Origin of the sequence: Larkinella soli (assembly GCF_003703975.1) — a bacterium.
In the GTDB taxonomy this organism is placed as follows: domain Bacteria; phylum Bacteroidota; class Bacteroidia; order Cytophagales; family Spirosomataceae; genus Larkinella; species Larkinella soli.
This window is the reverse complement of the sequence record NZ_QTJY01000008.1, coordinates 94,865-108,727: the sequence shown is the minus strand read 5'-3', so window position 1 is coordinate 108,727 and position 13,863 is coordinate 94,865. Positions and strand designations below refer to the sequence as shown.

Genomic DNA, 13,863 nt, shown 5'->3' with positions numbered 1-13,863 from the left:
TTTACTTAAGTAGATTTTTGAAAAAGGCTCTTTTTGGCCCTTCTGACCCGGCATTTGTTGCATGGGTTGCATGAAAAAAATTCAAAAGATACTTATGCGGGAAATTCAAAGCACGGCAAGTAGAACCGAAACCGACCCCGCTTTTACGGTAAACTTTATCTGCAAATAATACTAAATGAAACACTTCTCCGCCTATACTGCTGAGGAGTTAGCCGCTGATGAACTGTTCACCCGGTGGGTCCAGCATCCCGACGACGCCGAAGTTTCGGCGTTCTGGGAAGGTTGGCTGACTCACCATCCCTATAAGACCGAGGAGGTGGAAGAGGCCCGGGAACTGGTGATGACGGCGTCACGGCCGGCTACCCGGGGCCTGGAAGGGGATGAAGTGGTGTCGCTCTGGGGGCGCATTCGTTCGTCGATTCAGGAGATGCCCGAGTTGCAGCCCCTCCAGCCGGATGTGCAGAGCTGGGTGACCAACTGGTACATCTTCCGCTGGGTCAGCGCTGCTGCCGGAATCGTCCTGTTTATCGGATGGGTGTTATGGATGCAGAGTTCGCAGGCCATGGAAACGGTGCATACCCCGTTCGGCGTGGCCAGAAATGTAAAGCTCCCCGACGGAACCCTCGTCACGCTGAACGGCAACAGCCGGCTCCGGTTTGCCCGCGTGTGGTCCGAAGAGGTGCCGCGGGCGGTCTGGCTGGAAGGGGAGGCCTACTTTACGGTGGCCCACCGCGACGGTTCCGGGGAGGACAGTAAGTTCCGCGTCCATACCAGCAATCTGACCGTCGAGGTTCAGGGTACGCGGTTCAATGTTTCCCAACGGAAAGAAGGGACGAGGGTAGTTCTCTCGGCCGGAAAAATCAAGCTGATGTTCAATGATCGTCCCCAGATCATTGAAATGAAGCCCGGAGAGGCTGTCGAAATTCCGGCCCGCAAGCCGGCGGAACAAAAGACGTCTCTGATTCGCAGACACGTCGATCCGTTCCGGTTTACCTCCTGGACCGAGCGTCAGCTGGTGTTTGACGAAACCGCCCTGAGTGAGGTGGCGGCATTGATTCAGAATACGTATGGTTTGACGGTGAAGTTCGAGAAACCGGCGCTTGCCGCCATCCGGGTGACCGGCACTTTGCCCAGCGACGACGTGAACGTATTACTGAAAGCCCTGGCCCTTTCGTCCGATTTGCAGATTTCCCGCCAGGGGTCTCAGGTTTCTATTTCTTCCAGATTTCTTTCTGATAAGTAATACGCTTTAACCAACCAATCTCTATAACCCTTATGAGTAACCTTACTACCTATTCATTCGCTATGCCCAATAGAACTACTATGTTAGTTCGGCTGGCAGCGTGCGGTCTGGCGGGGCTTCTTACGGGAGGTCCGCAGGCGCAGGCCGCAACAAGCCTTCAAAAGCGGGCCGAAAACCCGAAAGGCGCCCAGACGCTGAAACAGTACCTCCGCGATCTGGAATCGCGTCATGGGGTTCACATCCTCTACAACGCCCGTCTCATCGGCGGCCTGGAAGTCCCCGCCCAGTTTGCGCCCGGACAGGACGTAGAAAGCACACTGAGCAAATTGCTGGTTCCTCTGAATCTGAAAGTTGAAAAAATTAAGGAGGGCGTTTTTGTGGTCTCAGCCCCGAAACAGGCCGTTTCGGAACCCCTGGCCTCGACCGGTTCGGCGGTAGCCTCGGTGGCGCCCCAGCCCTTCGTATCGACCGGCACGGCAGCTTCCGCGCCGGCCGTCCAGGAGCGCACGGTATCGGGCCGGGTCGTTTCTTCCGAAGATAACAACGCCCTGCCCGGCGTCAACATCGCCGTCAAGGGAACGACCCGCGGCACCACGACCGACGCCGAAGGCCAATACCGGCTGGCGGTGCCCAACGACCAGGCGGTGCTGGTGTTCTCCTCGGTCGGCTTTCTGCCTCAGGAAGTGACGGTCGGAAACCGCAGCACCATCGACCTCAAACTGGCGGTGGATACCCGTTCGCTGACGGAAGTCGTGGTGGTCGGTTACGGTACGCAGAAGAAGAGCCAGCTGACGGGGGCCATCTCCTCGGTCGGCTCGAAGGAAATCGCCGAACTGCCCATCACGAACGCCCGCCAGGCACTGCAGGGCCGGGCCGCCGGGGTGGACGTGGTCCAGAACAGCAGCAAGCCGGGCGCCGGTCCGACGGTGCGGATTCGCGGCCGCCGGTCGATCAATGCCTCCAACGACCCGCTGTACGTCGTGGACGGAATTCCGCTGGCGGGCAGCATCGACGACATCAACCCGAACGACATTGCCTCCATGGAAGTCCTGAAAGACGCTTCGGCCACGGCCATCTACGGGTCGCGGGGGTCGAACGGGGTCGTGCTGATCACCACCAAGCGGGGCAAGCCGGGCAAGACCGTCGTCAGCTATGACGGTTATTACGGGATCTCGGACCGCCTGGGGCAGATCGACGTCATGAACGGGCCGGAGTTTGCCGAATACAAACGGGAGTCGCGCCGGGCCGTCAATGAATACCCGGCCGGGGTCGATGCGGCTGCGGACGCCAAACTGTTCGAGGCCGTCGAACTGGACGGGATCGCCAAGAACCGGACCACCGACTATCAGTCGTACCTGCTTCGCCAGGGCAACATCCAGAGCCACCAGATCGGGGTGCAGGGCGGCAGTGAAAAAACGCAGTTCGCCATTTCCGGCAACTACTTCAAGGACGTAGGGATCGTCAAGAATCAGGACTTTACGCGCTATACCTTCCGCGTCAACCTCGACCACCAGATTAGCCCGAAGATCAAAATCGGGACCTCCACGCTCGGGGTATACAGCCTCCGCAACGGCGAGAACTTCAACCCGCTGGGCGGCTCCTACGCCGAAAACCCGCTCGGAAAACCGTATGACGACCAGGGCAACCTGATCTTCCTGCCCACCCAGGACGGGCTGCGGACGAACCCCATCGCCGAGATCATTCCGGGGGCGCAGATCGACCTGACCAAGCGGATGCGGATCTTCAACAGCCTCTACGGCGAGTGGAACATCATCGACGGTCTGAAATACCGCGTCAACTTCGGCCCGGACCTGACCAACCGCCGGGTAGGCCGGTTCGTGGGCAGCCAGACCAACGCCCGCCGGGGTGCCGACCCGACCGCCTTCTCCTTCAACGAATACCAGTTCAACTGGACGCTGGAGAACATCCTGACCTATTCCAAAACGTTCAAGCAGGTCCACAACCTGAATTTTACGGCGCTCCAGTCCGTGCAGAAAGACGATTACGAAACCAACCAGATCGACGTGACCGGCATTCCGGCCGAATCCCAGCAGTTTTATAACCTGGGCCAGGCGTCGCTGATCAACAGCGTCGGCAGTAACGTCCGCCGTTGGGTGCTGAACTCCTACATGGGCCGCGTCAACTACGATTACAACGACAAGTACCTGCTGACGCTGACGGCCCGCTACGACGGATCGTCGCGGTTCGGTGAAAACACCAAATACGGTTTCTTTCCCTCGGCGGCCATCGGCTGGAACATCAGCAACGAATCGTTCCTGAAACCGGTTACCTGGATCGACAACCTGAAACTGCGGGCCAGCTACGGCACCATCGGAAGCACGGCCATCGACCCCTATCAGACGCAGGCCCAGCTGGCGCGGACGACCTACGCCTTCGGCAGCACCGGCGCCTTCGGGTACCGGCCGTTCACCATCAGCAACCCGGACCTGAAGTGGGAAACCACCACCACAGGCAACATCGGTCTGGATTTCAGCCTGTTCCGTGGACGGGTATCCGGTTCGCTGGAATACTACCGCGCCGACACCCGCGACCTGCTGCTGTTCGACCAGCTGCCGCTGACGAGCGGGTTCGACCGCGTACTGCGCAACGTCGGGAAGACCCGCAACCAGGGGATCGAACTGACGCTGTCGACGGTGAACGTGGATGCCCCCGGCGGTTTCCGCTGGACGACCGACCTCCAGTTTACCCGCAACCGGGAATCCATCCTCGAACTGTTCAACGGCAAGGTGGACGACGTCGGGAACTCCCGCTTCATCGGCCAGCCGCTGACGGCTTATTTCGACTACAAGAAGATCGGCATCTGGCAGACCAACGAAGCCGACGAGGCCAAACGCTACCAGAGCGCCGTAGGCCAGATCAAAATCCAGGATACCAACGGTGACGGGAAAATCGACCCGGCCGACCGCGTCATCCTCGGATCGCAGGTGCCGAAATGGAGCGCCGGTATCACCAACCGCTTCGAATTCAAGGGCTTCGACCTTTCGTTCTTCGTCTTCGCCCGTGTCGGATACATGTTCCGGAGTATTTTCCACCAGGACTTCCTGACGCTGGCCGGCCGGTACAACAGCCTCGATGTCGACTACTGGTCGGCGAACAACCCGACCAACGAATTCCCGCGGCCCAACAAGAACCAGGAGTTCCCGCCGTTCCGCTCGACGCTGCTGTATTTCGACGGTACGTTTGTGAAAATCCGGAACATCAACGTCGGGTATAACCTGCCTTCCAAGATTTCCGATCGCCTGAAACTGGGTGGCCTGCGGGTTTTCGCCAGTATCCAGCAGCCCTTTATCTTCTCCGAATACCGGACGAAATACAAGGGGATCGACAGCGAAACGGACGGTGACGTCAACGCCGACCAGTCGCCCGCCGTTCGGCAGACTACCTTTGGGATCAACCTGAAATTTTAAGTGAAATCAGACCGACAAAGATGAATTCGAATATGAAACGATATCATTCATTTTCCCGCAAGATCACCAAATCCTGCCTCGTTTTAGGCGCTTTGCTGATCGGCACCAGCAGCTGTAAGGACCTGCTCCAGGAGGTTCCCGTTTCGCAGGTCGGTAGCCAGTATGCTTCTACCCCCAACGGGTTTGAAGCCGTCGTGAAAGCCGCCTACGCTTCCCTGCGCGAATATTACGGCCGGGAAGACGCCATGACGCTGACCGTTTTCGGTACGGACACCTACACGATGGGCGCAGACGGAAGCTTCAAGTTTGTTAACCAGTATACTTCGCAGATCGACGGTCGCCTGTCGATCACCAACAACATCTGGAACGCCTTCTACATTGCAATCAACACGATCAACGTGGCGCTGGATGCCTCCGAATCCATCACCGGACTGGACCCCGCCCTCAAGAAGCGTCGGGTGGCCGAACTGAAATTCCTGCGCGGACACCACTATTTCATCCTGGTGCAGATGTTCGGGCCGGTGGCGTTGCTGACCAAAGGCAACCTCACACCGACCAAGGAGTTCAGCCGGGCGCCGGTGAAGGACATCTACGCCCAGATCATCGCCGACCTGGAAGGCTCCCTGACCGACCTGCCGACGGCCGTTCCGACCGGCGGTGACCAGGGCCGGGTCCACAAGGCCGCAGCCGAACACCTGCTGGCCAAAGTGTATCTGACCAAAGGAACGGATAAGGATGCCGCTGCGGCCGACGATTTCGCCAAAGCCGCCACCTACGCGCAGAACGTCATCAAAAATTACAGCTTCAGCCTGCTGCCCGATTTCGCCAGTGTGTTCTCGCAGGGCGCAGGGGAGGTGAACAACGAGCTGATCTTCGCCACCCAGTACACCTCCGAGCCGATCACCAACATCGGAACCGGTTTTAACAGCACGACGACCAGCACGGTGACGATCAACGGGAACCAGACCCACCTGTATTTCGGGATGGAATACGACACCCAGGCCGGTATGCAGCGCGACGTGCTCAACGGCCGCCCCTTCAAACGCTTCCGGCCGACCGACTACATGTTGAACGTGGTCTTCAATCCGGCCGACCGGGCGAAGGATTCCCGTTACAAGAAAACCTACAAGGATACCTGGCTGAGCAACCGGCCCGGAACCTACACGACGCCGATCTTCGACGATACGAAGAAGACCCTGACGTTTGCCTCCGGCGATACGACCATCTACATTCCGGGGGTCGAATGGACGCGTGAACAGCGGGCCGCCAAGAAGTACCAGGTGCTGGTGCCGAGCCTCTACCGGGCCAACCTCTTCCCGGTTCTTCAGAAATTCCTCGACCCTTTGCGTCCGGACCGTACCTACGAGCCGGGCAGCCGTGACTTCATCATGTTCCGTCTGGCCGAAACCCACCTTCTGGCCGCCGAGGCTCTGATCAAGCAGGGCAAGGCCGCCGATGCGGTGCCGTTCATCAACGCAGTTCGTCGCCGGGCCGCCTGGCCGGGCAAGGAAAAAGACATGGAGATCACGGCGGCCCAGGCCACGATGGAGTTCATCATGGAAGAACGCGAACGCGAACTGGCCGGTGAAATGCACCGCTGGTTCGACCTCAAGCGCTGGGGCGTGCTGGTCGACCGGGTCAAGAAATACAACCCCGATGGTGCTCCCAACGTAAAAGAGTTCCACAACCTGCGGCCCATTCCCCAGGATCAGATCGACCGCTCCGCCGGCGGGCCTTCCAAATTCCCGCAGAACCCGGGCTATTGATGGAATGATTGAATGGGGGAGTGATTGAATGATTGAGTTTAGGAGTTTAGGAGTTAACGTCAATCCCTAAACTCCTAAACTCCCCACTTTTCCCGGTAGATTTCCAAACCGGGAGGCTTTTATATCCGACGATCCAGTATTCACGTCAGTTCGCTGACTATTCCCTTACCCGATATGCAGGAGACTGTAAACAGACGACAGTTTCTCACTTCCGCCGGTCTGTCGGCTCTGGCCCTTACGGCCGGGGCCGACCTTCTGGCCGGGACCCTCAAAAAATCCGGCCTGAAAATCGGTTACTCTTCCATCACCTGGGAGAACAAGGACGAGCAGGCCATCAAAGACCTCGCTTCGCTCGGTTACAAAGGCATTCAGCTTCGCGCCAACACCTTTAGTCCCTATAAGGCCAAACCGTCCGAACTGAAGGCCCTGCTCGAACAGAACGGGCTGACCCTGGCCATGTTTTCGAGCGGAAACGTCGAGGTCGACCCGGCCAAACGGCAGAGCACCATCGACGTGCACGTGGCCCATGCCAGTTTCGTGAAGGCGCTCGGCGGGTCGGCAATCCAGCTGACCAACAGCCTCCGCAAAAACAACCAGGCCCCGACCACGGAGGAACTGAAGAAGCTGGCCGAGGTCATGAACGAAATCGGCAGACAGACCGCCGACCTGGGCATCCAGGCCACCTACCACAACCACATGAACCAGTGGGGCGAAACCCCGGAGGAGGTGGACGTGCTGGTGCAGGCAATGAATCCCAAACACGTGAGGCTGCTGCTCGACATCGCCCATTACAAACAGGGCGGGGGCGACCCGGCGAAAGCCGTCCGGCAGTATAAGGACATCCTGTATGCCCTGCACCTGAAAGACACCAAAAGCCCGCTGCCCGAGAAACCCAACGATCCGAAAGCCTACAAGTTCGTCGAGCTGGGGCAGGGCAACGTCGACGTGCCGGCGGTATTTGCGGCCCTGCGGGACATCAAATTCAACGGCTGGGGCGTCGTCGAACTCGACCGGGTGCCCGACCCCGGAAAAACCGCCCTCCAGTGCGCCCAGATCAACAAGGATTACATCACCAAAACGCTGAACACAGCGCTGTGAAATTGTTGAATTGTTGAATAACTGAATGATTGAATGTTGCGCTGCCAATTCAGCATAGCGGAGCTACATTCAATCATTCAGTTATTCAACAATTCAACAACTCAACAATTCTATCATTATGCTCAAGTTTCTCCTCTCGGCCGGGCTGGTCATGCTGCTGGCGGCCGAAAAGCCGCAGTCTCCGAATACGCTGACGAATAAAGAAAAAAAGGAGGGCTGGAAGCTGCTCTTCGACGGGAAGACTGCCAAAGGCTGGCGGGGCGCTTACAAGGACCGCTTTCCGGAGGGAGGATGGTCCGTGGAGGACGGCACCCTCACCATTGCCAAAACCGACGGCCGGGAGTCGCGGAATGCCGGCGACATTGTCACGGAGGAGGAGTTCGGAGATTTCGACCTCACTTTCGAGTTCCGGCTTACCGAGGGCGCCAACAGCGGGTTGAAGTATTATGTTGTTGAACACCAGCCTAAACCGGCCGGCTCGGCTTACGGGCTGGAATACCAGGTTCTGGACGATGCCCGCCATCCCGACGCCAAAATGGGCCGAAATGGGAACCGCACCGCCGGTTCGCTGTATGACCTGATTCCGGCTCAGAACAAGGTGGTCAACCCCATCGGTGAATGGAACCAGGCGAGGGTCTTTTCCAAAGGATCGCATGTCGAGCACTGGCTCAACGGCCGGAAAGTCGTGGCGTATGAGCGCGGCAGTGAGGAGTTTCGCAAACTGGTGGGGATGAGCAAGTACTCGGCGGCTTCGTATAACGCTAACGGCCGGTTCGGCGAGGCTCCCAAAGGACACCTCCTGCTGCAGGACCACGGCGACCGCGTTTCTTTTCGGAATATCAAGATCAAAACTTTGTAAATCAACTCCTTCGGCATCGGCGAGGGAGCCAAAGTTGTTGCTTACTCATAAGTAAACTTGCCCTGTCCGCGTCTTTGCGATTAAAACGGGTATAAACCAACTTGACAATCTTATGGAAAATCGTCGCGATTTTATAAAGAAATCCGCCCTGGCCGGTCTGGGAATGAGCTTCTCGGCTGCCAGCTACGCCCGCATTCTGGGCTCGGCCGACCGCGTTCGGGTCGGTATCGTCGGTTTTTCGGACCGGTTCCGGGGTGCCCTGGCGCCGAGTTTCGCCACGCACGCCAAAGACCTGAACTTTGAGTTTGTGGCCGTTTCCGACATCTGGAGCCGTCGGCGTGAAGAAGCCAAGGCGTATCTTCAGTCGAAAGGCTGGGCCGGCGATAACTTCGTGCAGTGCCGCAACAACGATGAACTCTACGACCGGAAGGACGTCGACGCGGTCATCGTCTCGACGGCCGACTTCCAGCATGCTCTGCACTGCGCCGAGGCCGTGGAAGCCGGACGCGACGCCTACGTCGAGAAGCCCTTCGCTGAGTCGCTCGACGATGCCCGCAAGGCCCTGAAGGCCGTTGAAAAGTCTAAAAAAATCGTTCAGATCGGTTCGCAGCGCCGGAGCGCCCCCAATTACTTTGCCGCCAACGATTTCATCCGGTCCGGCAAGTTCGGCGACATCGTCATGGTGGAAATGACCTGGAACGTCAACCAGCCCGGCCGCTGGCGTCGTCCGAAACTCGTCTCCGAGATCCGGAAGGAAGATACCGACTGGAAGCGTTACCTGATGAACCGCCCCATGGTGGAGTGGGATCCGCGTAAATATTTGGAATTCCGTTTGTTCTATCCCTATTCGTCCGGTATCCCGGGCCAGTGGATGTCGCACCAGATCGATACCGTACACTGGTTCAGCGGGTATGACCACCCGCGCAGCGTCGTCGCCAACGGGGGCATCTACCTCTGGAAAGACGGCCGCACCAACGTCGATACGTTCACCGCCGTGTTTGATTACGGCCCGGACGACGACAAGTCGAAAGGCTTCCAGGTGGCCTACCACTCCCGCATGACCAACGAAGCCGGCGGCACCAAGGAACTGTATTACTCCAACGGCGGGATGATCAACCTCGATACCAACAAGATCAGCCCCGAAGGCGGTCTGGAAGCGAGATATGCGCAGGAAATGGGCAAGCAGGCCAACCTGCTGAAGGAGCAGACCCTGGCTACTACCGGTGACAAGATGGTTACTTCGGCCAATACCGGTGCCGACCCGATGACCACCGCGCACATGCGCAACTGGATGGAGTGCGTCCGCAGCCGCAAGGAGCCGAACGCCCCCGCCAGAGCCGGTTATAACCACTCCGTCGCCAACATCATGGCCACCATTGCCCTGCACACCGGCGAACGTGTTACTTACGATAACACGAAACAGGAAGTGCTGGCGAGTGGTAAAGTGGTGAAAGTGTAGCCATGAAGAACCTCGTTCTTTCTTTCACATTACTGGCCTCGGTGGCGACGGCTCAGAAACAGGGCGTCGTGCTGACGCATCAGGAAGCGCAGAAGCGGGTGGAAGTGACCGTCGACGGGAAACCGTTTACGGCCTATATCTACCCCGGCCCCGAAGTGCTGAAAAAGCCGGTGCTGTACCCGATCCGCACCGCCGGCGGGAACTTCATCACCCGGGGCTGGCCCATGGACCCGCGTCCGGGGGAACGTGTCGACCACCCGCACCACGTCGGGATGTGGTTCAACTACGGCGACGTCAACGGCCATGATTTCTGGAATAACTCCAACGACGTCAAAGGCCACGGCGGCCCGTTCGGAACCATCGTCCACACCGGCGTCAAATCGATGAAGAGCGGGAAGGACCAGGGCGAACTGACCGTCACAGCCGACTGGCTCGATAAGGACGGCAAGCCCATGCTGCAGGAAACCACCACCTTCATTTTCCGGGGCCAGGGCAACGAACGCAGCATCGACCGCACCACCACCCTGAAGGCCCTCGACAAGGACGTGACCTTCAAGGACAACAAGGAGGGAATGGTGGCGATCCGGGTGGCGCGGCAGCTCGAACACCCGTCGAACAAACCCGAGGTGTTTACCGACGCCGGCGGGGTGGCGACCAAGGTGGCTCAGATGGACAATACCGGCGTTACCGGGCATTATAAGAGCAGCGAAGGCGTGGAGGGCGAATCCGTCTGGGGCAAACGCGCCAAATGGATGAACCTCACCGGCACGATCAACGGCGAACCGGTTTCGGTCGCCATACTGGACCATCCGAAGAACGTCGGGTACCCGACCTACTGGCACTCGCGCGGATACGGCCTGTATGCCGCCAACCCGCTGGCCCCAAGCGTCATGAGCGAAGGAAAAGACAAGCCCATGAATTACGTGCTGCCCGCCGGCAAGTCGGTGACGTTTCAGTACCGGGTGCTGATCACCTCCGGCCCGGTGGCGGACGACGCGCTGAACCAGAAAGTGAACCAGTTTACGCGGCTGTGATTCGGCTGCCGTCCTGAACGCAATAGAAAAGCCCTCCGCCGACCGGAGGGCTTTTTAGTTACCGGAATTAGTATTCTCGCTTAGTTGAGATAGACGCGGGGAGATGGTTTGCAGGTAAAACGCTGATTCCGCTGGTCCATCCACGACCGGAAGGCAGGGCTTTTGGCGCCAGTTTTCCGAAGTTCATCGTCGATCTGACGAAGGAGGAACGTCAGTTGATGCACTACGAGCCACTGTCGACGGACCAGCTGAGGCAGGGAGGGCATGGGCCTGGCCTGGGACGTTTCCGTCACGAGCCGCCGTACCGTGGCGCGGAGATGGTATTGCAGAACAACGAGCCGGCCCGCCAGCGCGTGATCCGAAGGATGCAGTTCGAGGAAGGAAACGCCGTCGGCCAGAAGCTGGTTTCGGCGCTGAAGATGCTGCGTGACGGCCACCCAGGCCTGATCGGCCTTGATCGAGTCGTAGGACACGGTTCTCATGCGATTGGATAAGTTACAGGTTACGATACGGTTTCTTCAAAAATAACGAAATCCCAGAATATTATTAATGTATGTTAACTGATCCGACAAATTAAAATTGGATGAAAAACCTGCCTGTTCCGTGGCTTGGGTAAGGCGGTGAAAAAAATTATATTGGCCCTCATGAACCCGTCCATCCGCGCCCTGCTGGTCTGCACCAATCATACCGACTACAAATCCCGTGCCCGAAAAACCGGCTTGTGGCTTAGCGAGGCCACTCATTTTTATGATGAGTTGTCGGACAAAGATATCCCTTTTGATATTGTTAGTCCGCTGGGCGGGAAGGTGCCGCTGGACGAGCGCAGCCTGGACCAGAAAGACAATACCAACGACAAGTGGTATCATCACCCGGACTTCCGGCAGAAACTGGAAAATTCCTTGAAACCGGAGGACGTCGACCCGCAGCGGTACCAGCTGATTTACTTTACCGGCGGTCATGGAACGATGTGGGACTTTCCGGCCAATGAACGCCTTCAGCAGATGACGAGGGACATTTACGAGCGGGGAGGGATGGTGGCGGCCGTCTGCCACGGCGTAAGCGCCCTGCTCGATGTTCGGCTGTCGGACGGGTCGCTGTTAATCGAAAACCGGCAGGTTACCGGCTTTTCCAACATGGAGGAACGGCTGCTGCGGCTGTCCGATGAAGTTCCGTTCCTGCTCGAAGACGAACTGCGGAACCGGAAGGCCCTCTATAGCCGGGCCATTATCCCCTTCATGCCCTATATCGAAGTCGACGAACGGCTGGTGACCGGACAGAATCCGCTGTCTGCCCGAAAAGTGGGCAAAAAGGTGATGGAGGAGATGTTTGAAAAATAGCCTTCGCTCCGGGCGGTCAGAGGGAGTCGTTCAGCAGACCCATTTCGAGGGCTTTCCGGTAATAGGGTAGCCTCTGGGCCTGCCGCACCACCGGAAGCTGGGATTCGTGGCAGATGTCCGTTCCGATGAAGGAAACCAGCCGCCGGTCGATCATCCACTCGGCCAGGTGCCGGGCTTCCCGCGACGGGTTGCCGGTCAGCGACAGCAGGTTGACCTGAAGCCTGACTCCCTGATAATGCAGCAGCTGCACCGCTTCAGGGTTCTTCTGGAGGTAGATATACTGTTCCGGGTGGGCCATGACCGGCACGAGGTTCCGGTGCTGAATGGCGGCAATGACCTTGTCCAGCTCATACGGTCGTTTGACGAGGCTGGTATCGAACAGGAGGTAACGCTGCCCGGATGCGTTGCCGAACGTCAGCATGTCGGTTTTCGAATACAGCATCCGTAACAGGTTGATGTCCAGGAAGTATTCGGCGGCCGCTTCCACCTCTATTTCTACCTGAGCCTTATGGAGTTCGTATTTCAGCAGCGTGGCCGCTGCCGTAATGCTGTCGCAGGTATTCTGGTAGAAACCGTCCATGACGTGGAGGGTAGTGATCACCTTTCGGAAGCCGAGGGCGGCCATTTCCCGAAGCAGGGTGATGCTGTGTTCAACCGAATCGGTGCCGTCCTGCCGGCCCGGCAGTAACTGGGCATGAACGTCGACCCGGAGCGATGGATCCGGTTTGGGCCGATCTTCCGGGATCGTTTTTTTGCGGTGGCGGGATAGAAAACCGAACGGCATCTGTTTGTTACCCAATATGTTACGGAGGTGGTTCGGCCGCCCAATAAAATTTGGCACGGCTTCTTTGCATGTTGGCTGAACAAACGCATGAATCGTGCCAGAATAAATGGTGTATATTGGAGTTTCCCGCTATTCAGGGGCAAAAAAAGCCCGGCTGGCAGGCCGGGCGGACGAAAAGAGGTCGAAATGTTAGTTTCAGGCAACCTGATGCGGGAATAACTCCCGGAAGCCGGAAAGCAACTGGTCTTTATCGGACACGATCGGATTCTCGATGCCCCAGTCGATGTTCAGATCGGGGTCGTTCCAGATGATGCCGGATTCGCAGGCTTTGCTGTATAGGTTGGTACACTTGTAGCTGAAGACGCTGTCTTCCAGCGCTACGAACCCGTGGGCGAAGCCCTCCGGGATATACGCCATATTGTTAAGCTCGGCGTCGAGCACGAACGATTCATACTTTCCGAAGGTAGGAGAGCCCTGCCGGATGTCGACGGCTATGTCCAGCACCTTGCCGGAGATGACCCGGACCAGTTTTCCCTGGACAAAGGGAGGGTTCTGAAAATGCAGGCCGCGAAGAACGCCTTTCACCGAAAAAGACTGATTGTCCTGCAGGAACTGGGTAGGAAGACCAAGATCCGCAAAAACCTGCTGATTGAACGTCTCGAGGAAACTCCCGCGGACATCTTTAAACACCTGAGGGCGTAACTCGACCAGCCCTTCAATCGACGTCTTGATTACCTGCATGAACAAAAATGGAAAAGAGCGGCCGGCTTCTCCGACCTCCTTCGGCAAATTTAGGAAACTCTGGTTACTTCCCGTAATTTTGTGGCCCACCTTTTTGAACTGCGTTCCAATATC

The 13,863-nt window shown here is 57.9% G+C and carries 11 protein-coding genes; 8 read left to right on the top strand and 3 right to left on the bottom strand.

Annotated elements, in window-relative coordinates; all coding sequences use genetic code 11:
• Positions 1–175: 175 nt before the first annotated feature.
• From DX909_RS15590 to DX909_RS15560, 7 genes are all read left to right on the top strand, one after another.
• The gene (locus DX909_RS15590) at positions 176–1,243 is read left to right on the top strand and encodes a FecR family protein (protein ID WP_128546120.1); all 1,068 of its coding nucleotides are present in this window, start codon (positions 176–178) and stop codon (positions 1,241–1,243) included.
• 80 nt (positions 1,244–1,323) lie between these two features.
• Positions 1,324–4,671: a SusC/RagA family TonB-linked outer membrane protein gene (locus DX909_RS15585; protein ID WP_229311059.1), complete on the top strand. Its 3,348-nt coding sequence runs from the start codon at positions 1,324–1,326 to the stop codon at positions 4,669–4,671.
• Between the two features lie 32 nt (positions 4,672–4,703).
• Positions 4,704–6,437: a RagB/SusD family nutrient uptake outer membrane protein gene (locus tag DX909_RS15580; RefSeq protein ID WP_128546119.1), complete on the top strand. Its 1,734-nt coding sequence runs from the start codon at positions 4,704–4,706 to the stop codon at positions 6,435–6,437.
• A 174-nt stretch (positions 6,438–6,611) separates the two neighbouring features.
• Positions 6,612–7,535, top strand: coding sequence for a sugar phosphate isomerase/epimerase family protein (locus tag DX909_RS15575; RefSeq protein WP_128546118.1), 924 nt, complete (start codon positions 6,612–6,614; stop codon positions 7,533–7,535).
• 118 nt (positions 7,536–7,653) lie between these two features.
• Positions 7,654–8,394 carry a 3-keto-disaccharide hydrolase gene (locus DX909_RS15570; RefSeq protein WP_128546117.1) on the top strand — a complete coding sequence of 247 codons (741 nt, stop codon included), beginning with the start codon at positions 7,654–7,656 and terminating at the stop codon, positions 8,392–8,394.
• A 112-nt stretch (positions 8,395–8,506) separates the two neighbouring features.
• On the top strand, positions 8,507–9,853 hold the full coding sequence (locus DX909_RS15565) for a Gfo/Idh/MocA family protein (protein ID WP_128546116.1): 1,347 nt from the start codon (positions 8,507–8,509) through the stop codon (positions 9,851–9,853).
• A gap of 2 nt (positions 9,854–9,855) precedes the next feature.
• Positions 9,856–10,887, top strand: a complete 1,032-nt coding sequence (locus DX909_RS15560; protein ID WP_128546115.1) for a DUF6807 domain-containing protein — start codon at positions 9,856–9,858, stop codon at positions 10,885–10,887.
• A gap of 80 nt (positions 10,888–10,967) precedes the next feature.
• Here DX909_RS15560 and DX909_RS15555 read toward each other — a convergent pair whose 3' ends face one another.
• Entirely contained in the window at positions 10,968–11,369 is a 402-nt protein-coding gene (locus tag DX909_RS15555; protein ID WP_128546114.1) for a hypothetical protein, read from the bottom strand.
• A gap of 162 nt (positions 11,370–11,531) precedes the next feature.
• Here DX909_RS15555 and DX909_RS15550 point away from each other — a divergent pair, with 162 nt between their 5' ends.
• Positions 11,532–12,224, top strand: coding sequence for a type 1 glutamine amidotransferase domain-containing protein (locus DX909_RS15550; RefSeq protein WP_206513011.1), 693 nt, complete (start codon positions 11,532–11,534; stop codon positions 12,222–12,224).
• A gap of 16 nt (positions 12,225–12,240) precedes the next feature.
• Here DX909_RS15550 and DX909_RS15545 read toward each other — a convergent pair whose 3' ends face one another.
• Both DX909_RS15545 and rfbC read right to left on the bottom strand, forming a co-directional pair.
• Positions 12,241–13,023, bottom strand: a complete 783-nt coding sequence (locus DX909_RS15545) for a tyrosine-protein phosphatase (RefSeq protein ID WP_128546113.1) — start codon at positions 13,021–13,023, stop codon at positions 12,241–12,243.
• Positions 13,024–13,203: 180 nt separating this feature from the next.
• The gene (rfbC, locus tag DX909_RS15540; protein ID WP_128546112.1) at positions 13,204–13,749 is read right to left on the bottom strand and encodes a dTDP-4-dehydrorhamnose 3,5-epimerase; all 546 of its coding nucleotides are present in this window, start codon (positions 13,747–13,749) and stop codon (positions 13,204–13,206) included.
• Between the last annotated feature and the right edge of the window lie 114 nt (positions 13,750–13,863).

Bases quoted from the DNA above. Each gene is read 5' to 3' on its own strand.
- DX909_RS15590 (WP_128546120.1), top strand. From the start codon at position 176: ATGAAACACTTCTCCGCCTATACTGCTGAGGAGTTAGCCGCTGATGAA.
- DX909_RS15585 (WP_229311059.1), top strand. From the start codon at position 1,324: ATGTTAGTTCGGCTGGCAGCGTGCGGTCTGGCGGGGCTTCTTACGGGA.
- DX909_RS15580 (WP_128546119.1), top strand. From the start codon at position 4,704: ATGAAACGATATCATTCATTTTCCCGCAAGATCACCAAATCCTGCCTC.
- DX909_RS15575 (WP_128546118.1), top strand. From the start codon at position 6,612: ATGCAGGAGACTGTAAACAGACGACAGTTTCTCACTTCCGCCGGTCTG.
- DX909_RS15570 (WP_128546117.1), top strand. From the start codon at position 7,654: ATGCTCAAGTTTCTCCTCTCGGCCGGGCTGGTCATGCTGCTGGCGGCC.
- DX909_RS15565 (WP_128546116.1), top strand. From the start codon at position 8,507: ATGGAAAATCGTCGCGATTTTATAAAGAAATCCGCCCTGGCCGGTCTG.
- DX909_RS15560 (WP_128546115.1), top strand. From the start codon at position 9,856: ATGAAGAACCTCGTTCTTTCTTTCACATTACTGGCCTCGGTGGCGACG.
- DX909_RS15555 (WP_128546114.1), bottom strand. From the start codon at position 11,369: ATGAGAACCGTGTCCTACGACTCGATCAAGGCCGATCAGGCCTGGGTG.
- DX909_RS15550 (WP_206513011.1), top strand. From the start codon at position 11,532: ATGAACCCGTCCATCCGCGCCCTGCTGGTCTGCACCAATCATACCGAC.
- rfbC (WP_128546112.1), bottom strand. From the start codon at position 13,749: ATGCAGGTAATCAAGACGTCGATTGAAGGGCTGGTCGAGTTACGCCCT.